Raw genomic sequence first — 20,073 nt, forward strand, 5'->3', positions numbered from 1 at the left:
TCGCGCGCCGTGGCACGCTCGGGGAATGTCAGATTTGCCGGCTCCGAAGTTTCTCGACGAACGCGTTGCCCGCTGGGCGGCCGCCAAACCTGACGAGGAGGCGGTCACCTATCTGGGCCGCACCTGGACCTGGTCGCAGTGGTACGACCGGGTCCAGCGGTTGGCCGGTGCGTTGAGTGCGTGGGGTGTCGGGCGTGGTGATGTCGTGGCATTCCTCGACAAGAACCATCCGGCCTGCGTGGAGATGACGCTCGCGGCCGGGATGCTCGGTGCGGGCAACGCGATCATCAACTTCCGGCTCGCCGCCGACGAGTTGGATTACGTCCTCAACGACTGCGGGGCCAAGGTGCTGGTGGTCGGCGAGGACCTGCGGGGGGGCGTTGACGCGATCGCCGACCGGCTCACCTCCGTCGAACACATCGTCACGGTCACCCCCGAAGGCGGTGACGGGGACGAGTACGAGGCGCTGCTCGCCGGAGCGTCGCCGGTGGACCGTTCGCCGGACGTGCAGCCCGACGACACGGCCATCGTCATGTATTCGTCGGGCACCACGGGCCGGCCCAAAGGCATTGCGCTGACCCACACCAACATCATCGCCCACACCATCAACGCCTTTGAGGGCTGGACGCTCAGCGACGGGGACAAGAGTCTGGTGGCGATGCCGCTGTTCCATGTCGGCGGCTCGTCCTACATGCAGTGGGGGTTGCACCACGGGGCGCCTTCGTACATGACGCGTGATGTTGACGGCATGGCGTTGGCCGGCGGAATCCTGGCCGGGGCGAACCGGACGTTCCTCGTGCCTGCGGTGCTGGCCAAGGTGTTCGACACCGGCGAGGATGCGGTGAAGCTGTTCGGGGCGCTGAAGACCTTCGCCTACGGCGCATCGCCGATGCCGTTGCCGCTGTTGCGTTCTGCGCTGCAGGCCTGGCCGGAGACGGAGTTCATCCAGGTGTACGGGTTGACGGAGGTGTCCGGGGCGATCAGCCGGCTGGGTCCGGATGATCACCGCGAGGCCAGTGAAGCGCGGCTCATGAGTGCGGGCACCGTGGTTCCCGGCGCCGAGGTCAGGGTGGTCGACCCCGACACCGGCGTTGAGGTTCCCGTCGGTGAGCAGGGCGAATTATGGTTCCGCTCACCACAATTGATGAAGGGCTATCTGAACCGGCCGGAGGCCACGTCGGAGACGATCACGTCCGAGGGCTGGTTCCGTACCGGTGACATCGGCCGCGTCGACGACGGCGGGTACATCTTCGTCGAGGACCGGCTCAAGGACATGATCATCTCCGGCGGGGAGAACATCTACTCGATCGAGGTCGAGCGTGTGCTGGCCGAACACCCGGCCGTCGTCGACGTCGCGGTGATCGGGGTGCCCGACGAAAAATGGGGTGAGTCGGTGAAAGCCGTTGTGACACTGGACGGCGACGTTTCCGAGCCGGACCTGATCGCGTTCGCCCGCGAACATCTTGCGGCCTACAAGTGTCCGAAGTCGATCGACATCGTCGACGAGCTGCCGCGCAATCCCACCGGCAAGATCCTCAAGAAGGACCTGCGCAAGCCCTATTGGGAGGGGCGCGACCGCGCCACGGTGTAGGAATCGGCCGCCGGCTGCCCTTCTTTTCCCGTTCCGAGCGGAGTATTTTCGGCTCCATACGTGTGCGTGGAGATGTGGGGTGCGGACATGGCACATGCGCATAGATCGCTGAAATTCTCCCGTGGGTTCGGGACCCTGACTGCCCTGGTCGTGGCGGTGGCCGGTGGACTGCTCGGACCACCGCCGACGGCAAGTGCCTGGTCAAGGACGGGTCTGCCGGTTGAGACGGTGTCGGTGCCGTCGGGGGCCATGGGCCGAGACGTCAAGGTCCAGTTCCAGGGCGGCGGCCCTCACGCGGTCTATCTGTTGGACGGCCTGCGGGCCCGCGACGATTTCAACGGATGGGACATCGAGACCCCGGCGTTCGAGTGGTTCTACCAATCCGGGTTGTCGGTGGTCATGCCCGTCGGCGGCATGTCGAGCTTCTACACCGACTGGTACCAGCCCGCGGCGGGCAACGGCGGGGTCTCGACATACAAGTGGGAGACATTCCTGACCAGTGAGTTACCGCAGTGGCTGGCCGCCAACCGGCATGTGTCCTCGTCGGGCAACGCGGTGGTCGGGCTGTCGATGTCGGGCAGCTCGGCGCTGATCCTGGCCGCCTACTACCCGCAGCAGTTCCGCTACGCGGGATCGTTGTCGGCGTTCCTGAATCCGTCGGCCGGGCCGTGGCCCGGACTGATCGGGTTGGCGATGAACGACTCCGGTGGCTTCTCGTCGGCCGCCATGTGGGGTCCGCCGGGTGATCCGGCGTGGGCGCGCAACGATCCGACGCTGCAGGTGGGGCGGCTGGTGGCGAACCACACCCGCATCTGGGTGTACTGCGGTTCGGGAACCCCGGGGGAGCTGGGCGGCGGCGACGTCGCCTCGACCTTCCTCGAAAATACGGCCCTGCAGAGCAACTTCAATTTCCGCGACCAGTACGTGGCTGCGGGCGGAAACAACGCGGTGTTCAATTTCCCGCCCACCGGCACCCACACCTGGGGCTACTGGGGTGCGCAGTTGAACCAGATGAAACCCGAGATCCAGCGGACCTTGGGCGCGGCCTGACCGTTTGGGCATCATTGACGGCGTGACTGACGCGATGGCGGCGCTTGATGACATTCTCGAGCGCCTCCACGTCGTGGCCCTGCCGATGCGGGTTCGCTTCCGCGGCATCACGGTTCGTGAGGTGGCGCTGATCGACGGTCCTTCCGGATGGGGTGAGTTCGGGGCGTTTCTCGAATACGAGCCGCCGGAGGCCGCGGCCTGGCTGGCAGCCGGGATCGAGGCCGCGTACCGGCCGGCGCCGGCGGTGCACCGCGGTCGTGTCCCCATCAACGCCACAGTGCCCGCGGTCCCGGCCGCCCAGGTCCCCGAGGTCCTCGCGCGATTCCCCGGTGCGCGCACGGCCAAGGTCAAGGTCGCCGAGCCGGGGCAGACACTGGCTGAGGACGTCGCACGGGTCAACGCCGTGCGCGCGCAGGTTCCGGTGGTGCGGGTGGATGCCAATGGCGGCTGGACGTTGCGGCAGGCCGTGGCCGCCGCGGCGGCACTGACCGCCGACGGACCGCTGGAGTATCTGGAGCAGCCGTGTGCGACGGTCGAAGAGTTGGCTGAGTTGCGTCGGCAGGTGGCGGTCCCGATCGCCGCTGACGAGTCGATCCGCAAGGCGTCTGATCCGCTGCGGGTGGTGCGGGCCCGCGCCGCCGACGTCGCGGTGCTCAAGGTGGCGCCGCTGGGCGGGGTGTCACGGATGCTCGACATCGCCGCTCAGATCGATATCCCGATCGTGGTGTCCAGCGCACTGGATTCCGCGGTGGGTATCGCACGCGGACTACTGGCCGCCGCCGCACTGCCCTCGCTGCACCATGCCTGCGGATTGGGGACGGGCGGGTTCTTCGTCGAGGACGTCGCCGAGGTTCCTGCTCCGGTCGACGGCTATCTGCCCGTCGGGACCGTGGTGCCGGACCCGGCCCGGCTGTCCGCGTTGGCTGCTCCGCCGGAGCGTCGGCAATGGTGGATCGACCGGGTGCGGGCCTGCTACCCACTGACCTTCGAGTAGGAACCGAGCCCGCGCGCCTCATGTGTCACATCAGCACCGCGGGACCGTAAATGGTGTGGTCTGGAAATGTAGTACCGCCAGTAGTACTAGGTTTCGATTCGACCATGCCTTCGAAAGCGGAAATCGATCGGTACAGATCACCCAGCGAGACGTGAGGCCGACCGACAAGTTTCTGAACCACCCACTGGTTCAACGACACTCCCTGTTCAGTGGCCTCCACAACGAGTCTGGCGTGCAGGGACGGCGAGACCCGCACCACGAACTTGCCGCTGTACCTGGGCCGGTAAGGGAGGCCGGTGGAACGTCGTCGGCCGCCAGGATGATCGCCACCTCTTCGGTGACCATCTTCTCTCGACAGCAGCGATCGCCTCGTGCGCGGTGAGCCCATTCGCCGACAGTTTCGGGAACTCGAGACACTGCCCCCGGTACCAGCGATCCTCGTAAGACCATTGGGCACGGTAGGTGTACTCCGTCACGCCGCCGATCATCGCGGCGCCGTCCGACAAACCGGGCCATGTCCTGATTTGTGGGGTACGTGACGTAGACGCCATCGGCGAGGTCGCGAACACTGAAGACGTGACGCGATCGGTGGTGATGCTGGGCTACGCCGGGGTACAGGCCCTGGACCTGGCCGGGCCGTTCGACGTGTTCGCCACCGCCACGCTGGCCCTGGCCGGCCTGGGCAGGGCCGACGACGGCTACGCCGTCACGGTGGCCTCGGTGGACGGGCAACCCGTCACCACGCTCACCGGGTTGGAGTTCGTCGCCGCGCCGCTGCCCGACCCTCATGGTCCGATCGACACCATCGTCATCCCCGGCGGAATCGGTGCCGACGCCGCCCGGGCCAACCCGGCGGTCATCGACTGGATCAGCACCGCCGCGCACAAAGCCCGCCGCATCGTGAGCGTCTGCACCGGAGCGTTCCTGGCCGCCCAGGCCGGGCTGCTCGACGGTTGCGCCGCCACCACCCACTGGTCCTCGGCCCGCCGGATGGCTGCCGAATTCCCCTCGGTGGTAGTCGATCCCGAACCCATCTTCGTCAGAAGCTCCGAGCAGGTATGGACGGCGGCCGGGGTGACCGCAGGCATCGATCTGGCGTTGTCGCTCGTCGAAGACGACTACGGCACCGAAGTCGCCCAGACCGTCGCGCGGTATCTGGTGCTGTATCTGCGCCGGCCCGGCGGTCAGACCCAGTTCGCCGCGCCGGTGTGGATGCCCCGCGCCAAACGCGCCCCGATCCGCGAGGTGCAGGAATCCATCGAGGTCGAACCCGGTGGGGCACACAGTATTTCCGAACTGGCCCGCCGCGCGGCGATGAGCCCCCGGCATTTCACCAGGGTGTTCACCGACGAGGTCGGCGAGGCGCCCGGCGCCTATGTGGAACGCATCCGCACCGATGCCGCGCGGCGCCAGCTGGAGGAGTCCGACGACACCGTCACCGTCATCGCTGTCCGCTGTGGGTTCGGCACGTCCGAGACCATGCGTCGCAATTTCGTTCGTCGCCTTGGTATTTCCCCTGACCAGTACCGCAAGACTTTCGCCTGAAAGGAACAAACATGCAGATCGCCATCGTGTTGTACCCCGGATTCACCGCGCTCGACTTCATCGGGCCCTACGAGATCCTGCATCGCCTGCCCGACGCCGAGGTCAGGTTCGTCTGGCATGAGCCGGGCCCGATTACCGCGGATTCCGGTGTGCTGGTCATCGGCGCCACGCACTCGTTCGCCGAAACCCCGTCGCCTGACCTCATCCTCGTTCCCGGGGGCCCGGGAACCGTCGAGCATGCGCGCGACGAGACCGTGCTGGCCTGGCTGCGCCAGGCCCACAAGACAGCGACCTGGACGACGTCGGTGTGCTCGGGATCGTTGCTGTTGGCCGCCGCGGGCATCCTCGACGGACGCCGGGCCACCTCGCACTGGCTGGTGCTGCCGGTACTCAAGACCTTCGGCGTGCAGGCGGTGGGCGACCAGCGCATCGTCGACGCGGGGGATCAGATCGTGACCGCGGCGGGCGTGTCCGCGGGCATCGATCTGGCGATGTGGCTGGCGGGGCAGATCGCCGGTGAAGCGAAGGCCAAAGCCATCCAGCTCGGCATCGAATACGACCCGCAGCCGCCGTTTGATTCCGGTCACGTCTCCAAGGCGTCGGCGTCGACCAAGGCCGCCGCGACCGCCCTGCTGTCGAAGGACGTGATCAAGCCGACCGCGCTCAAGGCCGGGGTGTTGCTGGCCTGGGATCAGGCGATCCGGAAGGTGCGGGGGCGTCGCAGCGCGTGAGCGCTCAGACAGCCATCAAGTAGCGTCGGCCGGGTGAATCTGGCATATGACGAGCGAGGCAAGGGCGATCCGGTGCTGTTCATCGCCGGTCGCGGAGGCGCCGGCCGCACCTGGCATCTGCACCAGGTCCCGGCGCTGCAGCGGGCCGGCTACCGCGCCATCACCTTCGACAACCGCGGGGTCGGCGCGACGGAGAACGCCCAGGGGTTCGGCACCGAGCAGATGGTGGCCGACACCGCCGAGCTGATCGAGAAGCTCGGGGCTGCTCCGGCGCACATCGTGGGTGTGTCGATGGGTTCGTTCATCGCGCAGGAACTGATGTTGGCCCGTCCGGATCTGGTGCGATCGGCGGTGTTGATGGCCACCCGCGGCCGCCACGACCGGGCGCGCGAGTTCTTCCGCACCGCCGAGCGTGACCTTGCGGCCTCGGGCGTACAGCTGCCGCCGACGTTCGACGCCAAGCTCCGGATGATGGAGAGTTTCTCGCCCAAGACGCTCAACAACGACGTGCTGGTGCGCGACTGGAGCGAGATGTTCACCATGTGGCCGACCAAGCAGACCCCCGGTCTCGTCGCCCAGTCCGACGCCGCTCCGGTGGACAACCGGCTGCCGGCCTACCAGGCCATCACCGCTCCGGTGCTGGTCATCGGGTTCGCCGATGATGTGGTGCTGCCCCCGCATCTGGGCCGTGAGGTGGCCGACGCGATTCCCACCGCCCGTTACCTGGAGATCCCCGACACGGGTCACCTCGGCTTCATCGAGAAGCCCGACGCCGTCAACGCCGCACTGCTCGAGTTCCTGGCCGGGCAGACCGGCAAGACCGGCCAGTACTGACGAATAAGGTGGAGTGGTGAACCCATCGACGGCACAGGCGCGCGTAGTCGTCGACGAACTCATCCGCGGCGGTGTCCGCGATGTCGTGCTGTGCCCGGGCTCGCGTAACGCCCCGTTGGCGTTCGCGCTGTCCGATGCCGACCGTGCCGGCCGGATCCGCCTGCACGTCCGCATCGACGAGCGCACGGCCGGTTACCTGGCGATCGGCTTGGCGGTGGCCGAACGCGCTCCCGTCTGCATCGCGATGACCTCGGGCACCGCGGTGGCCAATCTCGGCCCCGCGGTCGTGGAGGCCAACTACGCCCGGGTGCCGCTGATCGTGCTGAGCGCCAACCGGCCCTATGAAATGTTGGGCACCGGCGCCAATCAGACCTTCGAGCAGTTGGGTTACTTCGGTACCCAGGTGCGGGCCAACGTCAGTCTCGGCCTGGCCGAAGACCACCCCGAACAGCTCGACTCCCTCAACGCCCAGTGGCGTTCGGCGACGTGCCGGGTGCTGGCGGCGGCCACCGGATCACGCACCGCCAACGCGGGCCCGGTGCAGTTCGACATCCCGTTGCGCGAACCGTTGGTTCCCGACAGTGCGCACGGGGACGCGTCGTTCCCGGCGGGCCGCCCGGACGGCAAGCCGTGGACGTACACCCCGGCGGTGACCTTCGATCAGCCGCTGGAGATCGATCTCACCCCGGACACCGTGGTGATCGCCGGCCACGGCGCCGGTGCGCACCCCAACCTGGCCGGGCTGCCGACGGTGGCCGAGCCCACCGCACCGCTGCCCCAGAACCCGCTGCACCCGCTGGCGCTGCGCCTCGTGCATCCCAAACAGGTCATCATGCTGGGGCGGCCCACCCTGCACCGGCCGGTCTCAGCGCTGCTGGCCGATCCGGCGGTCCCGGTGTACGCGCTGACCACGGGTCCGCGCTGGCCCGATGTCTCCGGCAACTCGATGGCCACCGGTACCCGGGCGGTCACCAGCGGAACCCCGGACCCGGCCTGGCTGAACCGCTGCGCCGAGGTCAACCGGCACGCCGTGGCGGCGGTGCGTCAACAACTCGCGGCGCACCCGCTGACCACCGGTCTGCACGTGGCCGCGGTGGTCGCCGATGCGCTGCGCCCGGGGGATCAGCTGGTGCTCGGGGCATCCAACCCGGTGCGCGACGCCGCACTGGTCGGGCTGAACACCGAGGGCGTCAAGGTGCGTTCCAACCGCGGTGTTGCTGGTATCGACGGCACCGTGTCGACGGCGATCGGCGCGGCGCTGGCGCACGATCGGGCGGGTGGTGGGAACGGGCCACGCCGGACCATCGCGCTGATCGGGGATCTGACCTTCGTGCACGACAGCTCGGGTCTGCTGATCGGGCCCACCGAGCCGACACCGCGCAACCTGACGATCGTGGTGTCCAACGACAACGGCGGCGGCATCTTCGAGCTGCTGGAACAGGGCGATCCGCGGTTCTCCGACGTATCGTCGCGGATCTTCGGCACCCCGCACGATGTGGACATCGCGGCGTTGTGCCGGGCCTATCACGTCGAGTGCGGGCAAGTTGAGGCCGACGCGCTCGGCGCGGCGCTGGCCGAACCCTTCGACGGTATGCGGGTGCTGGAGGTGAAGGCCGACCGGTCGTCGCTGCGTGCCCTGCACGCGTCGATCAAGGCGGCCCTGTGAGGCCCTCGCAGATCGCGGCGCGACTCCGGGCGATGGTGCAGCCACTGATCCCGCACCTGTACGGCGAACCGGGGGAGACGCGCTCGCAGCGGATCATCCGGCGGGTGCGGATCGGCGTGGTGATCGCCGCCTGCCTGGTGACGTTGCAGTCTGCGCTGCTGGTGATGGGCGCCTGGCGCAACGACCAGCAGATCGAGCGGAACATGGGGGTGGCTGCGGCCGAGGTGCTCAACGCCGGGCCGCGGCGCTCGACCATCGAGTTCGTCACGCCGGACCGGGTGACCTACCGCCCCGAGCTGGGGGTGCTGTATCCCTCCGAACTCGACGCCGGGATGCGGATCTATGTCGAGTACGACAAGAACAATCCCGACCTGGTCCGGGTGCGCGACCGCAACGCGTCACTGTCCATCATCCCGGCCGGATCGATCGCGGTGGTGGGCTGGCTGGTGGCGGCCGCGGCGCTGACGCTGCTGGCCTTCCTGGAGCGACGGCCCGGCTCAACCAACGCCCGAACCGTCAACTCCTCGGCGTAGCAAGCAGTTTGGCCAGCCAGTCAGGGTCGCTGGTGTCGACGACCTCTTCGCCGACGAGGTCGTAGATCGTCGGGGTGGACACCGAGTCCTGCGTTTCGCTGAGCAGTTCGGCGTTGGCCTCGTTGAGTTGCTCGGAGTCGACGGCCTGCGCGCCGGCTGCGATCTTGTCGGTCTGCTCGCCGCCGACCCCGCTCTCGGTGGCCATCGCGGCGATCGCGTCGTCGGTCGGGCCGGGCGAGCCCTCGGGCTCCTGGTGGCCCCAGAGATCCTGCACGAAGGCCTGGAACGCCGTCCCGGTGGTGCCGGGGCCGGCGGCCAGGAACAGGGCGTTGGCCACGTGGGCCGAGTACTCGGTGATCGACCTGTCCAGGAAGGTCAGCGGCCGGTAGGTCACGGCCAGCTGGCGCTGGCCGACGGCGGCGGCGATGGCGTCGCCGGACTCGTGTTGCAGGTGTGCGCATGCCGGGCACTGCGGTTCGGTGAAAAACTCGATCCGGGCAGGCGCATCCGGAAAGCCGATCCGGACACCCCAGCCGTCATCGGTGATCTCGGCGCCGGGCTTGTTCCCGTTGGCCTGCGCGGTGCCGTCGACCAACCGAGTGCAACCGGCGGTGGCCCCGGCAACGGACAAGGCCACCACGGCCAGCATCGCTGCAGCAACGCGCGGTAATCGCATTTGCCAACCCTAGACCCGGGCATCAGGTTTTAGCGTGTCGTATCCCCGGACGCTACCTACGGGACAGGTGCTGCTGGGAGCATCCAGGTGTGCGCGTTGCGATCGTTGCAGAGTCCTTCCTCCCGAATGTCAACGGCGTCACCAACTCGGTGCTTCGGGTGATCGAGCATCTCCGCCGCACCGGCCATGAGGTACTCGTCATCGCCCCGGACACCCCGCGGGGCCAGCCGCCGGCCGAACGTGTGCATGACGGTGTGCGTGTGCACCGGGTGCCTTCGCGAATGTTTCCCAAGGTGACCTCGCTGCCGCTGGGCGTGCCGCGGCCCCGGATGGTGAATGTGCTGCGCGGTTTCGACCCCGATGTCGTGCACCTCGCCTCACCCGCCCTGCTCGGGTGGGGTGGCGTGCACGCCGCCCGCTACCTGGGGGTGCCGACGGTGGCTGTGTTCCAGACCGATGTCGCCGGTTTCGCCGAGAGCTACGGGGTCGGCGTCCTGTCGCGGGCGTCGTGGGCCTGGACCCGTCGCCTGCACAGCAAGGCCGACCGCACCCTGGCCCCGTCCACCTCGGCGATGGAAAACCTGGAATCCCACCGGATTCCCCGCGTGTTCAAGTGGGGACGCGGCGTGGACATCACCGGCTTCGCCCCGTCGGCCCGCGATGAGCAACTGCGCGCGACGTGGTCTCCCGAGGGCAAACCGATCGTCGGGTTCGTCGGACGGCTGGCGCCGGAGAAGCATGTGGAGCGGCTGGCCGCGCTGGCCGGGCGCGACGACCTGCAGCTGGTGGTGGTCGGTGACGGGGTGGACCGGGCCAAACTCCGAACAGCCTTGCCCACAGCGGTTTTCACCGGTGAGCTGCACGGCTCCGAGCTGGCCGCGGCCTACGCCAGCATGGACGTGTTCGTCCATCCCGGCGAGCATGAGACGTTCTGTCAGGCCGTGCAGGAGGCGATGGCTTCCGGCCTGCCGGTGATCGCTCCTGACGCCGGCGGCCCCCGGGATCTGGTGGCGCCGTACCGCACCGGGCTGTTGCTCCCCGTCGACGAATTCGAGTCCGCCCTGCCCGCGTCCGTCGAGCATCTGATCGCCGAGCGGTCGCGGTACTCGTTGGCCGCGCGTCGCAGCGTGCTGAGCCGCACCTGGCCGGCCATCTGCGATGAGCTGATCGGCCACTACGAGGCTGTGCAGGGCCTGCGTCAGTTGCGCGCTGCCTGAATATCCTTCGGGCGCAGGTCTTCAGGAACGGATGAACTCCAGTAGATCCGCGTTGATCACATCGGACTGAGTGGTCGGCATGCCGTGCGGGAAGCCCGCGTACGTCTTGAGTGACGAGTTCGGCAGGAGCTTGGCCGACAATGGACCGGAGTTTGCGTACGGCACGATCTGGTCGTCGTCACCGTGCATCACCAGTGACGGCAGGGTGATTTTCTTGAGGTCCGCGGTGAAATCCGTCTGCGAGAACGCCACGATGCCGTCGTAGTGCGCCTTGGCGCCGCCCATCATGCCCTGGCGCCACCAGTTGGCGATGATCGTCTCCCGGTCAGGCTGCGGGGTCTTGTCGTGTTCCCGGTTGAACCCGTAGAAGGGGCCGGACGGCAGCGCGCGGTAGAACACCGATCGGTTGGCCGCCAACTGGGCCTGCAGATCGTCGAACACCGACTTGGGCAGGCCACCCGGATTGGCGTCGGTCTCGACCATCAGCGGTGGTACGGAACTGATCAGCACGGCCTTGGCGGCGCGGTCCAGGCCGTGCCGGGCGAGGTAATGCACGAGTTCGCCGCCGCCGGTCGAATGCCCCACGTGGATCGCGTCGTGCAGGTCGAGATGCTCGACCACCGCGGCGAGATCGTCGGCGTAGTGGTCCATGTCGTGACCGTCGGCCACCTGGGCCGAGCGTCCGTGCCCACGCCGATCGTGGGCGACGACCCGATAACCGTGCTGCAGGAAGAACAGCATCTGGGTATCCCAGTCGTCGGCGGACAACGGCCAGCCATGACTGAACACGATCGGCTGGCCCGAGCCCCAATCTTTGTAGAAGATCTCGACATTGTCGGAGGTCGTGATCGTCGGCATGGGCTCAACGGTACGCTCGGCAGCTCTGTTGCCGACCGGATCGCGGCCTACTTCTTGTCCTGGGCGGCCAGCCACGGGATCAACCCGCCGGCCAGCACATGTCGGATCTGCCGGGGTGAAAGACCGTGGCGCACCTCGAATGACGTGTCCCGCGTGGTGTTGGTGACCGTGATCGGAAGGCCGTCGGCCACTGCCTGGCGGAGGTTGGTGAGGCTGAGTACATCGCCCTGCGCCACCGTGTCATAGTCGGCGGGATCGACGAATTCCAGTGGCAGCACACCGAAATTGGCGAGGTTCTGCCAGTGGATGCGGGCGAAGGACTTGGCGATCACCGCCTGTAGCCCGAGATAGCGGGGCGCGATCGCGGCGTGCTCGCGCGACGAGCCCTGGCCGTAGTTCTCCCCGCCGACGACGATGTGACCGTTTTCAGCGGACTGTGCCCGTTCCGGGTAGGTTTCGTCGATCTGGGTGAAGCTGAACAGGGCCAGCTTGGGAATGTTGGACCGGAACGGCAGGGCGCGCGCACCCGCCGGTGAGATCTCGTCGGTGGAGATGTTGTCGCCGACCTTGAGCAGGACTGGCGCCTCGATCTCATCGGGCAGCGGTGTCAGCTCGGGCAGGCTGGAGATGTTGGGGCCCTTGATGACCTCGACGGCCAGTGCCTGCTCGGGTGTGGACGGCGCGACCAGCATGGCAGTGTTGACGCTGGAGTGCGTGGGCAGATTCAGCGTCGGGTACTCGATGCCGTTGTCTGCGGCCCATTGCCGCGGATCGGTGATGACACCCGTGATCGCCGATGCCGCAGCAGTTTCCGGTGAACACAACCACACCGAATCTTCCTTGGTGCCGGACCGGCCGGGGAAGTTGCGGGGCATGGTGCGCAGTGAGTTGCGGCCGGTGGCCGGGGCCTGGCCCATGCCGATGCAGCCCATACAGCCGGCCTGGTGGATGCGGGCACCGTTGATGACGAGCTCGGTCGTGGCGCCCATGCGCGTCAGATCGGTGAGGATCTCGCGCGAGGTCGGGTTGACGTCGAAGCTGACATCGGGTGAGGTCTGGCGCCCGTGCACCATGGCCGCCGCGATCGCGAAGTCCCGCAGGCCGGGGTTGGCGCTGGAGCCGATCACCACCTGCGCCACCGGCTCGCCGGCGACCTCGGAGACGGGGACCACGTTGCCTGGTGACGACGGCTTGGCGATCAGCGGTTCGAGTTGTGAGAGGTCGATGACCTCATCGATGTCATATTCGGCGCCGTCGTCGGCGACGAGTTCGATCCAGTCGTCGCCGCGATCCTCGGCGCGCAGGAATTCGCGCACCGCTTCGTCGCTGGGGAAGACGGTTGTGGTGGCGCCGAGCTCGGCGCCCATGTTGGCGATGACGTGCCGATCCATCGCGGTCAGGCCCGCCAGTCCCGGGCCGTGGTACTCCATGATGCGGTTGACGCCGCCCTTGACGTCATGGCGCCGGAGCATCTCCAGGATGACGTCTTTGGCCGAACACCATTGCGGGAGCTCACCTTCCAGCCGGATGCCCCACACTTCGGGCGCCCGCAGGTGCAGCGGTTCACCGGCGATGGCCAGCGCCACCTCGAGTCCGCCGACACCGATCGCCAGCATGCCCAACGAGCCGGCCGCCGGAGTATGAGAGTCCGAACCCACCATCGTCTTGCCCGGGATGCCGAACCGCTGCATGTGCGTCGGGTGCGAGACGCCGTTGCCGGGCTTGGAGAACCACAGCCCGAAATGCTGCGCCGCGGTGCGCAGATACTCGTGGTCTTCGGCGTTCTTCTCGTCGGTCTGCAGGAGGTTGTGATCGACATATTGCACGCTGACCTCGGTGCGGGCCCGGTCGAGCCCGAGTGCCTCGAGCTCCTGCATCACCAACGTTCCGGTCGCGTCCTGGGTCAGCGTCTGGTCGATACGGATCGCGATCTCATCTCCGGGTGTCATCGACCCGGAGATGAGATGTGAACCGATCAACTTCTGTGTGACGCTCTCCGGCATCTACACAGGCTTCCCCGGCAATTGCCGGATGAAACGCTGCTAGCCCTGCGCGAGCACCGACACCGGCTGCCACTGCTCCCACGTCGCCAGCCGGCTCTCGTAATCGGCCTTGGCCAACTGCAGGGGCAGCTCACCGAAGAAGACCCGCAGCGGCGGGTTTTCGGCGTCGACGATCTTGAGCACCGCCTCGGCCGAGGCATGGGGGTCACCGGGTTTGGCGCTGCGCTGCTGGCGGGCGCGCTGTGCGGCGGCGCGGGCCTCGTCGTAATCGGCAAGTGGGGCAGTGTGTCTGGACGAGGATCCGGCCCAGTCGGTGGAGAACCCGCCGGGCTCGATCAGCGTCACGTGCACGCCGAACGGTGCGACCTCCTGGGCCAGTGACTGTGAGAACCCTTCCAGTGCCCACTTGGACGCGTGGTACATCCCGACCAGCGGGAATGCGGTGATACCGCCGATCGAGGACACCTGGATGATGTGCCCGCTGCCCTGGGCGCGAAGGTAGGGCAGCGCGGCCTGGGTGACCCACAGTGCACCGAAGACGTTCGTCTCGATCTGATCGCGCGCGTCGGCTTCCGAGAGCTCCTCGATGAACCCGAACTGGCCGTAGCCGGCGTTGTTGACGACGATGTCCAGCCGGCCGAAGTGGTCGTGGGCCTGGGCGACCGCGGCGAAGTCCGCCTCGCGGTCGGTGACGTCCAACCGGAGCGGCAGGAGTGCGTCGCCGTATTTGTCGGACAGGTCGGCCAGCGTCGCGGTGTCGCGCGCCGTGGCGGCCACCTTGTCACCGCGGTCAAGGGCCGCGGTCGCCCACTCCCGGCCGAAGCCCCTCGATGCACCGGTGATGAACCACACTTTTTCGCTCATGATCAACCCTTCGACGTTTCGTCCCGTGCGGTTCAAGCCGTCGGATACCGCCGCCCATTCCCGCACCGCCCGACTTGCAGTAAGTCCACAGGGAGTGGCGACCGGGTGCCACGGTTTCGGTCACTGTCAATGTATTGACCGGCGCCCGGTAGCGTCAGCACTGTGAGTCGAGCGAGCCTGGAGAAGAACCCCCACGAAGTGGCATCGATGTTCGATGCCGTGGCGCGGCGCTACGACCTGACCAACACGGTGCTCTCGCTCGGGCAGGATCGGTTCTGGCGCCGGCAGACGCGTGCGGCGCTGGGAATCGGGCCCGGCGACAAGGTGCTGGACCTGGCAGCGGGCACCGCGGTGTCGACGGTCGAGCTGGCGTCATCGGGCGCGTGGTGCGTGGCCGCGGACTTCTCGGTGGGCATGCTCGCCGCGGGGGCGGGACGTCCCGTGCCGAAGGTGGGCGCCGACGCCACCCGGCTGCCGTTCGCCGACGGGGTGTTCGACGCGGTCACCATCAGCTTCGGACTGCGTAACGTCGTCGACCATGTGGCAGGGCTGCGCGAGATGGCCCGGGTGACCCGGCCCGGCGGCCGGTTGGTGGTGTGCGAATTCTCGACGCCGACCAACCGTGCCTTCGCAACGCTCTACAAGGAATACCTGATGCAGGCGCTGCCGCGGATCGCCACCGCGGTGTCGAGCAACCCGGACGCCTATGTGTACCTGGCCGAGTCGATCCGGGCCTGGCCGGATCAGGATGAGCTGGCACGTCGCATCGGCGCGGCCGGGTGGTCACAGGTCAAGTGGCGCAACCTGACCGGCGGCATCGTGGCGTTGCACGCGGCGACCAAGCCGTCCCCCTAAGAACCGCGAGCGACCGTGTCTGTACACCGACACGCCGCAATTTGCGTACCGCAGTGGTCGCTCGTCCGAACAAGAATCGGCCCGAGTGCGGCCCGCCAATCCTTACGACAGGACCCGGCTGGTCCGCACGAACCGCCACAGCGATCGCCGATCGCGAGGGCTGACCACCGTGCCCGTCAAATCGGCCGCTCGCGGATGCTGCATGGCCCGGATCGCCCGGTGCGGCACTACCCGTGGCCACCAGTCCGTCGGCGCGAACATCTGCCGGCGAAACGGCTCGAAGTGCTCGCCCGCCGACAACAGGGTGCGGCACGCGTCCTCGAAGTACGCGCAGAACTCCGGCCAGCTCGCCGGCATCGGCCGGGTTGAGATGCCGTAGCGCCGGTACCACGCACAGCACTCCTGGTAGAGCTGCTCGTGTTCGTCGTCGTCCAGCTTCCGGATGAAGGTATTCACCATCATCACAAGGCTTTCCACGTAGGTGGCGTGCTGGAAGTGGAACACCTCGGGGTTCAGTGCGTGGTATTTGTGGCCGGACGGGTCGCGGCCCTTGACGTCTTCGTGCGCGAACCGGATGTACGGCCGCATGTCGACGTCGGTGTGGGCGATCCTGATCGCTTGCGTCACAGTGCGTTTGTGGTGCAGCCAGACTCGCCGGTGCAGCAGTGCGTGCTGTGAGATCCCGGTGGCGATCGTGGGGTGCAGTGACTGCAGGCAGACCGCCCTCGGCAGGACTAACAGGAACCGTCGGTCGCGGAGATACTGCGACAGCAGCGTATCCGGGCCGAGATCGGCGGCCGTGATGCTCAGATCAGCGCCTTCTTGCGGCGGATCCGGCGGCGCAGGTCCTTCATCAGGACCGCATAGTTGCCGTTACGCAGCGACTTCGGCAGGAACCGGTTGACGAACGCCACGAACAGAAAGAGATGTTCGAAGCGGCGCCGGTCGGTGTCGGTCCACTCCAGTTCCATCGCGTCGCGGAACACCGGCGCAAGGAATCCGATGGTCAAGAACCGCAGCAGCGGCCCCAGCATCTTCCGCATGGGCCAGTTGATCATCCGCAGTTCCACCAGAACCATGAGGTAATCCCGGACGAACGGGGTCATCTCGACCCGTTCGCATGCGGTGTTCCAGTACGCATCGAAGTCCGCCCTGGTAGCCGGCCACATCTCCTCGAGGACCTGCAGCGTGGTGCCGATGGTCATCGCACTCTGGTAGAAGGTTTCGGCCTGTTCCTCGGTCATCGTGCCGTACAGCAGCTGATGGGTGTCCTCGTAGAAGATGAAAAGGCATGCCGCCACCCACAACTGCAGTTCGCGGTTGAACGCGTTGTACTTGACCGGGCTGTCCTCGGTGGACCGAACCTGCCGATGCGCAACGTTGACCGCCTCGCGGTAGGCGTTCTTCTCCTCATCGGTGCCGAGGATCGCCACGGTCAGGTATTGCGCGGTGGTGCGCAGTCGCTTCCACGGGTGATGCACCAAACTTCCTGATTCCACCCGGCTTTCGGCGACACCGTACCCGACCTCAGGCCAGCTCATCTGCATGATGACGTTGGCCGCCGCGCCGGCGGCGGACCAGAAGTCCAGCGCGTCGGAGAGGTCGACGTTCTTCTTCCGGATCCACCGCGGCACCCGTTGCGTGACGGTGATGCGGGTCTCGGCGGTGGTCAGCCGCGGCTCGGCTGCCAAGTCCACGTACGTCGCTGGCATGGGGACTCCTCTCGGGGGGCGAACAGGGCGAACGGTGCGTTACACGGTCTGCACGTCGTCGACGATCCAGCGGTCACCGCTGCGCACCAGCTTGACCACCATCCGGTACTTCTGATTACTGCCTTGTGGTGCAGTCACATTGGTGACGTGCTGATCGACGAAGGCGACGACGGTCGCGGTGTCGCCGTCAAGGGTGTCGACGACTACGTGGTCGGCGGTGGCGGTCGCGACGCCCTTGCTGGTCACCACGATGTCGCGCAGCGCCTTGACCATCTCGTCGTACTTGGCCGCGAAACCCGGGGTGGAATCGGCGACGATGTGTTCACGGTTGGCGTCCATCTTCTGGTAGTCGAATGCGGCCATCGCGACCAGATAGTCCCGCGACATCGTTACGGCCTCGGTGCGCAGCGCGTCGTCGCGGCGGTGGTGATACTCGCCGATCGACAACATCACCAGCGCGGCTGTGGCGGCAAGGAGCACCAGCGCGACCAGGCCTGCTGCGATCCGGCGTTTGAACGGGCCGGACGGGGTGGGATCGGAGTCCTCGGACCCGCTCTCGTCGACGTCAGGGTCCTCAGAATCCTCGGCGGGTTTCTCCAACGTCAGCACCGATTCGCTGCGGTCGTCGTCGACGGAGTCATCGTCGGATTTGCTCATTGCGGGCCACCTTTCAGGATGCTGCGCCATTTGTAGGCCAGCTGGGCCAGGGTCGGGATCTTTACCGGGTCGTTGACCACCTCGGGTCCGATCGGATACCCAGGGGTCTGTGAGTTCCGCAGGCCGAGATCGTTCGGTCGGGGTGCGTTGACCGCGCCCCGCATCAGCATGTCGGGTGCGGGCGGGCAGTACATCACGAGGTTGGGTTCGGTTGGGCTGATGTCACCGATGGCTCGGCGGTCCACGTCGTAGTTACAGACTGGCCCCTGCGTGGCGATCAACGAGAAATCGGCCCGGGTCTGGCCGGTGGCGTCGACCTTGACGATGGACGTCAGATCCTGCAGGCCCTTGGGGATGGTCGACAGCCCGGTCTGCAGCGAATCGGTGCGGTCGCCGATGATCGGGGTGACGGTCGCCAGGTTGGCCAGGGTGGCGCCGAACGTGCCCTGATAGGTGTCGAGGACGCGTTGCAGCGAATTCAGCGCGGCCGGTGAGCGATCCGTCAGATACAGGAACGCGGGCCCGCTGCCGTCGAGCTGATTGGCCAGCCGCGAACTGGCGGCCATGCCGCGGATGAACGGGTCGCCCTGACCGGCCATGGTGGTGACCAATGCCGCGGTGCCCTCGATCAGTGGCTGCAGTTGGCCGGTCTGGTTGCGGATGCGGGTGGACATGTCCGACGCGTTGTCGATCAGCATGGCCAGGTCGGGGCCCAGCCCGTCGAAGGCGTTCGACAATTCGGTTCCCACATCTCGAACTGCCCGGGTGTCAATACCTTTCACCAGTTGTGCGGTGTCGCCCATGATCCGGTCCATCTGGATCGGCTGACGGTCGGCCGGTGCGGCGATGGTGTCCCCGGAGGCCAGGTACGGGCCTGCGTCGGATTGCGGCATGATGTCCACGCTCTGGATGCCGGCGGCCGTGCCCATCCCGACGGTCAGGATCGCGTCGCGCGGGATCCGGGTGTCGGGGTCGATTGCCAGACGCACCATGGCGGCGCCGTCGGGGGTGAGCCAGACGTCATCGACGGTGCCGACCTGTACCCCGCGCACGGTGACACTGGTCCCCGCGGTCAGGCCGAACGCGTCGGTCATCGTCGCGGTCAGGGTCATCGGTGTCCGGAACCCTTGCGGCCCCGCCACATAGCGGATGCCGAACGGGATGACGATCACGGCGATCACCGCGAAGATCGCCAGCTGAACCACTACCAGGCGCCTCAATTCAGACCTCCCGACAAGAACCCCTCCAGAGCGACATCCCCGGTGATCGGGGTGCCGTTGACGATCAACCCTCCGGTGAGGAGTTTGTCGATGGTGCCCGGAATATCCAGGGCGCCATCGAACATCAGGTAGTCGCCGTGTACCGAATTGCCGAACTTCTCCAGGAAGTCGTTCATCGCGGCGAGCATCCCGCCGAGCCGGTCGTTGAAGGCGCCCATCGTCTGGACGACGGTGCCGGCGTCGTGCACCATGGCGTTGAGGTCTGTGGAGGACAGCACGCTGTTGGCGGTGGCGGCCAGCGCGGTGGTCGAGGAGAACAGGGTCTGCAGTTTGGCGCGCTGGACGTCGAGCATTGCCACCACCTTGGGTACCGCGTCGAGGTAGCCGGCAACGGTCTTCTGCTCGTGGCCGAACTGGCCGGTGATGTTGGCGGCCAGGCTCATTGCCTGGTCGAACTCGCCTTGGTGTTCGGAGGCCTTGGCGGCCAACAGCGACATCGAGTCGATCAGCCCGCGCACCTTGTCGGCGCGGCCGCCGAACGCCTTGTCCAGTTCGGTGACGATGGTGGCCAGCTGGTCGACGCCGCTGCGGGACAGCAGTGCGCCGAAGGTGGCCAGCGCACTTTCGATCTGCGGCCCCAGCTCGGTGTGGCTGGGTGGGATCACGTCGCCGTCGCGCAATGCACGCTGGGGGACCGGCTCTGCACTACTGAGCCTGACGAACGGATTACCGAGCGCTGAGGGCAATTCCACGCTGGCCACGGTGCCGGAGTCCAGTCCGTCGGCGTCGGCCAGGCTCAGCTGCACCGAGGCGCCCGAGGCGGCCAGGCTCATCCCGCTGACCCGGCCCACCACCTTCTGCCCGTTGCGGACGTCGGCGCCGATGGTGATGCCGTCGGCAGTCGGCAGCACCACGGTGACGGCCATGGTGTCGGTGGGCGAGGTGCGGCCCAGCGGAAGGTCCTGAATACCCATATCGCTCAACGCCCATACCGCGGCGACGGCCACCACGACGGCGCAGCCGGTGGCCGCGCCGGTCAGGGTCGGGCGGGGCAGGGATCTACGCAT

20 protein-coding genes are annotated in these 20,073 nt (G+C 67.3%); 10 read left to right on the top strand and 10 right to left on the bottom strand.

What is annotated here, in order from left to right; genetic code table 11:
• The first annotated feature begins 25 nt into the window (after positions 1-25).
• The 3 genes from AB0I14_RS25015 to AB0I14_RS25025 all read left to right on the top strand — a co-directional run bounded on the left by AB0I14_RS25015 (position 26) and on the right by AB0I14_RS25025 (position 3,635).
• Positions 26-1,591, top strand: a complete 1,566-nt coding sequence (locus tag AB0I14_RS25015; protein WP_358027397.1) for a long-chain-fatty-acid--CoA ligase — start codon at positions 26-28, stop codon at positions 1,589-1,591.
• 87 nt (positions 1,592-1,678) lie between these two features.
• Entirely contained in the window at positions 1,679-2,641 is a 963-nt protein-coding gene (locus AB0I14_RS25020; RefSeq protein ID WP_358027400.1) for an alpha/beta hydrolase family protein, read from the top strand.
• Positions 2,642-2,675: 34 nt separating this feature from the next.
• Positions 2,676-3,635, top strand: coding sequence for an o-succinylbenzoate synthase (locus tag AB0I14_RS25025; RefSeq protein WP_358027888.1), 960 nt, complete (start codon positions 2,676-2,678; stop codon positions 3,633-3,635).
• 25 nt (positions 3,636-3,660) lie between these two features.
• Here AB0I14_RS25025 and AB0I14_RS25030 read toward each other — a convergent pair whose 3' ends face one another.
• Positions 3,661-4,023: a type II toxin-antitoxin system HicB family antitoxin gene (locus AB0I14_RS25030; protein WP_358027403.1), complete on the bottom strand. Its 363-nt coding sequence runs from the start codon at positions 4,021-4,023 to the stop codon at positions 3,661-3,663.
• A gap of 188 nt (positions 4,024-4,211) precedes the next feature.
• Here AB0I14_RS25030 and AB0I14_RS25035 point away from each other — a divergent pair, with 188 nt between their 5' ends.
• From AB0I14_RS25035 to AB0I14_RS25055, 5 genes are read left to right on the top strand one after another with little or no spacing between them, the layout of a single operon-like run.
• A complete protein-coding gene (locus AB0I14_RS25035) occupies positions 4,212-5,180 on the top strand; it encodes a helix-turn-helix domain-containing protein (RefSeq protein WP_358027405.1) in 969 nt (322 codons plus the stop codon).
• 11 nt (positions 5,181-5,191) lie between these two features.
• Positions 5,192-5,911, top strand: coding sequence for a DJ-1/PfpI family protein (locus AB0I14_RS25040; protein ID WP_358027408.1), 720 nt, complete (start codon positions 5,192-5,194; stop codon positions 5,909-5,911).
• Between the two features lie 33 nt (positions 5,912-5,944).
• Positions 5,945-6,745, top strand: coding sequence for an alpha/beta hydrolase (locus AB0I14_RS25045; protein ID WP_358027411.1), 801 nt, complete (start codon positions 5,945-5,947; stop codon positions 6,743-6,745).
• A gap of 16 nt (positions 6,746-6,761) precedes the next feature.
• Positions 6,762-8,411, top strand: a complete 1,650-nt coding sequence (menD, locus tag AB0I14_RS25050; RefSeq protein ID WP_358027414.1) for a 2-succinyl-5-enolpyruvyl-6-hydroxy-3-cyclohexene-1-carboxylic-acid synthase — start codon at positions 6,762-6,764, stop codon at positions 8,409-8,411.
• A 32-nt stretch (positions 8,412-8,443) separates the two neighbouring features.
• Positions 8,444-8,944 carry a DUF3592 domain-containing protein gene (locus AB0I14_RS25055; protein ID WP_358027889.1) on the top strand — a complete coding sequence of 167 codons (501 nt, stop codon included), beginning with the start codon at positions 8,444-8,446 and terminating at the stop codon, positions 8,942-8,944.
• Here AB0I14_RS25055 and AB0I14_RS25060 read toward each other — a convergent pair.
• A complete protein-coding gene (locus tag AB0I14_RS25060) occupies positions 8,928-9,620 on the bottom strand; it encodes a thioredoxin domain-containing protein (RefSeq protein ID WP_358027417.1) in 693 nt (230 codons plus the stop codon). The two genes, AB0I14_RS25055 and AB0I14_RS25060, sit on opposite strands and share 17 nt — an antisense overlap.
• Positions 9,621-9,709: 89 nt before the next feature.
• Between AB0I14_RS25060 and AB0I14_RS25065 the strand changes: the two genes are divergently transcribed.
• Positions 9,710-10,837: a glycosyltransferase family 1 protein gene (locus tag AB0I14_RS25065; protein ID WP_358027420.1), complete on the top strand. Its 1,128-nt coding sequence runs from the start codon at positions 9,710-9,712 to the stop codon at positions 10,835-10,837.
• Between the two features lie 21 nt (positions 10,838-10,858).
• Here AB0I14_RS25065 and AB0I14_RS25070 read toward each other — a convergent pair whose 3' ends face one another.
• The 3 genes from AB0I14_RS25070 to AB0I14_RS25080 are packed head-to-tail and all read right to left on the bottom strand — an operon-like array spanning position 10,859 to position 14,562.
• Positions 10,859-11,695 (bottom strand): alpha/beta hydrolase, encoded by an 837-nt coding sequence (locus AB0I14_RS25070; protein ID WP_358027423.1) that lies wholly within the window; start codon positions 11,693-11,695, stop codon positions 10,859-10,861.
• 47 nt (positions 11,696-11,742) lie between these two features.
• A complete protein-coding gene (locus AB0I14_RS25075) occupies positions 11,743-13,698 on the bottom strand; it encodes an aconitate hydratase (protein ID WP_358027426.1) in 1,956 nt (651 codons plus the stop codon).
• Between the two features lie 39 nt (positions 13,699-13,737).
• Positions 13,738-14,562, bottom strand: coding sequence for an SDR family oxidoreductase (locus AB0I14_RS25080; RefSeq protein WP_358027429.1), 825 nt, complete (start codon positions 14,560-14,562; stop codon positions 13,738-13,740).
• Positions 14,563-14,724: 162 nt separating this feature from the next.
• On the opposite strand from AB0I14_RS25080, the gene AB0I14_RS25085 reads away from it, so the two are divergent.
• Positions 14,725-15,417 (top strand): demethylmenaquinone methyltransferase, encoded by a 693-nt coding sequence (locus AB0I14_RS25085; RefSeq protein ID WP_358027432.1) that lies wholly within the window; start codon positions 14,725-14,727, stop codon positions 15,415-15,417.
• Between the two features lie 102 nt (positions 15,418-15,519).
• Here the strand turns inward: AB0I14_RS25085 and AB0I14_RS25090 are convergent, their stop codons facing one another.
• The 5 genes from AB0I14_RS25090 to AB0I14_RS25110 are packed head-to-tail and all read right to left on the bottom strand — an operon-like array spanning position 15,520 to position 20,073.
• Positions 15,520-16,227: an oxygenase MpaB family protein gene (locus tag AB0I14_RS25090; protein ID WP_358027891.1), complete on the bottom strand. Its 708-nt coding sequence runs from the start codon at positions 16,225-16,227 to the stop codon at positions 15,520-15,522.
• Positions 16,224-17,129 carry an oxygenase MpaB family protein gene (locus tag AB0I14_RS25095; RefSeq protein WP_358027435.1) on the bottom strand — a complete coding sequence of 302 codons (906 nt, stop codon included), beginning with the start codon at positions 17,127-17,129 and terminating at the stop codon, positions 16,224-16,226. Before AB0I14_RS25095 ends, AB0I14_RS25090 begins: the two co-directional genes overlap by 4 nt.
• Positions 17,130-17,168: 39 nt before the next feature.
• A complete protein-coding gene (locus AB0I14_RS25100) occupies positions 17,169-17,786 on the bottom strand; it encodes a mce associated protein mas1a (protein ID WP_358027438.1) in 618 nt (205 codons plus the stop codon).
• Complete coding sequence (locus AB0I14_RS25105; RefSeq protein WP_358027441.1) at positions 17,783-19,006, bottom strand: MlaD family protein; 1,224 nt, start codon at positions 19,004-19,006, stop codon at positions 17,783-17,785. The genes AB0I14_RS25100 and AB0I14_RS25105 overlap by 4 nt, the downstream gene beginning before the upstream one ends.
• The gene (locus AB0I14_RS25110) at positions 19,003-20,073 is read right to left on the bottom strand and encodes an MlaD family protein (protein ID WP_358027443.1); all 1,071 of its coding nucleotides are present in this window, start codon (positions 20,071-20,073) and stop codon (positions 19,003-19,005) included. The genes AB0I14_RS25105 and AB0I14_RS25110 overlap by 4 nt, the downstream gene beginning before the upstream one ends.

This window comes from Mycobacterium sp. NPDC050441 (assembly GCF_040655355.1).
Taxonomy (GTDB): domain Bacteria; phylum Actinomycetota; class Actinomycetes; order Mycobacteriales; family Mycobacteriaceae; genus Mycobacterium.

Coding starts and splice junctions, on each gene's coding strand:
- AB0I14_RS25100 (WP_358027438.1), bottom strand. CDS start 17,786: ATGAGCAAATCCGACGATGACTCCGTCGACGACGACCGCAGCGAATCG.
- AB0I14_RS25095 (WP_358027435.1), bottom strand. CDS start 17,129: ATGCCAGCGACGTACGTGGACTTGGCAGCCGAGCCGCGGCTGACCACC.
- AB0I14_RS25015 (WP_358027397.1), top strand. CDS start 26: ATGTCAGATTTGCCGGCTCCGAAGTTTCTCGACGAACGCGTTGCCCGC.
- AB0I14_RS25070 (WP_358027423.1), bottom strand. CDS start 11,695: ATGCCGACGATCACGACCTCCGACAATGTCGAGATCTTCTACAAAGAT.
- AB0I14_RS25080 (WP_358027429.1), bottom strand. CDS start 14,562: ATGAGCGAAAAAGTGTGGTTCATCACCGGTGCATCGAGGGGCTTCGGC.
- AB0I14_RS25040 (WP_358027408.1), top strand. CDS start 5,192: ATGCAGATCGCCATCGTGTTGTACCCCGGATTCACCGCGCTCGACTTC.
- AB0I14_RS25025 (WP_358027888.1), top strand. CDS start 2,676: ATGGCGGCGCTTGATGACATTCTCGAGCGCCTCCACGTCGTGGCCCTG.
- AB0I14_RS25110 (WP_358027443.1), bottom strand. CDS start 20,073: ATGCGTAGATCCCTGCCCCGCCCGACCCTGACCGGCGCGGCCACCGGC.
- AB0I14_RS25030 (WP_358027403.1), bottom strand. CDS start 4,023: ATGGGCTCACCGCGCACGAGGCGATCGCTGCTGTCGAGAGAAGATGGT.
- AB0I14_RS25055 (WP_358027889.1), top strand. CDS start 8,444: ATGGTGCAGCCACTGATCCCGCACCTGTACGGCGAACCGGGGGAGACG.
- AB0I14_RS25020 (WP_358027400.1), top strand. CDS start 1,679: ATGGCACATGCGCATAGATCGCTGAAATTCTCCCGTGGGTTCGGGACC.
- AB0I14_RS25060 (WP_358027417.1), bottom strand. CDS start 9,620: ATGCGATTACCGCGCGTTGCTGCAGCGATGCTGGCCGTGGTGGCCTTG.
- AB0I14_RS25075 (WP_358027426.1), bottom strand. CDS start 13,698: ATGCCGGAGAGCGTCACACAGAAGTTGATCGGTTCACATCTCATCTCC.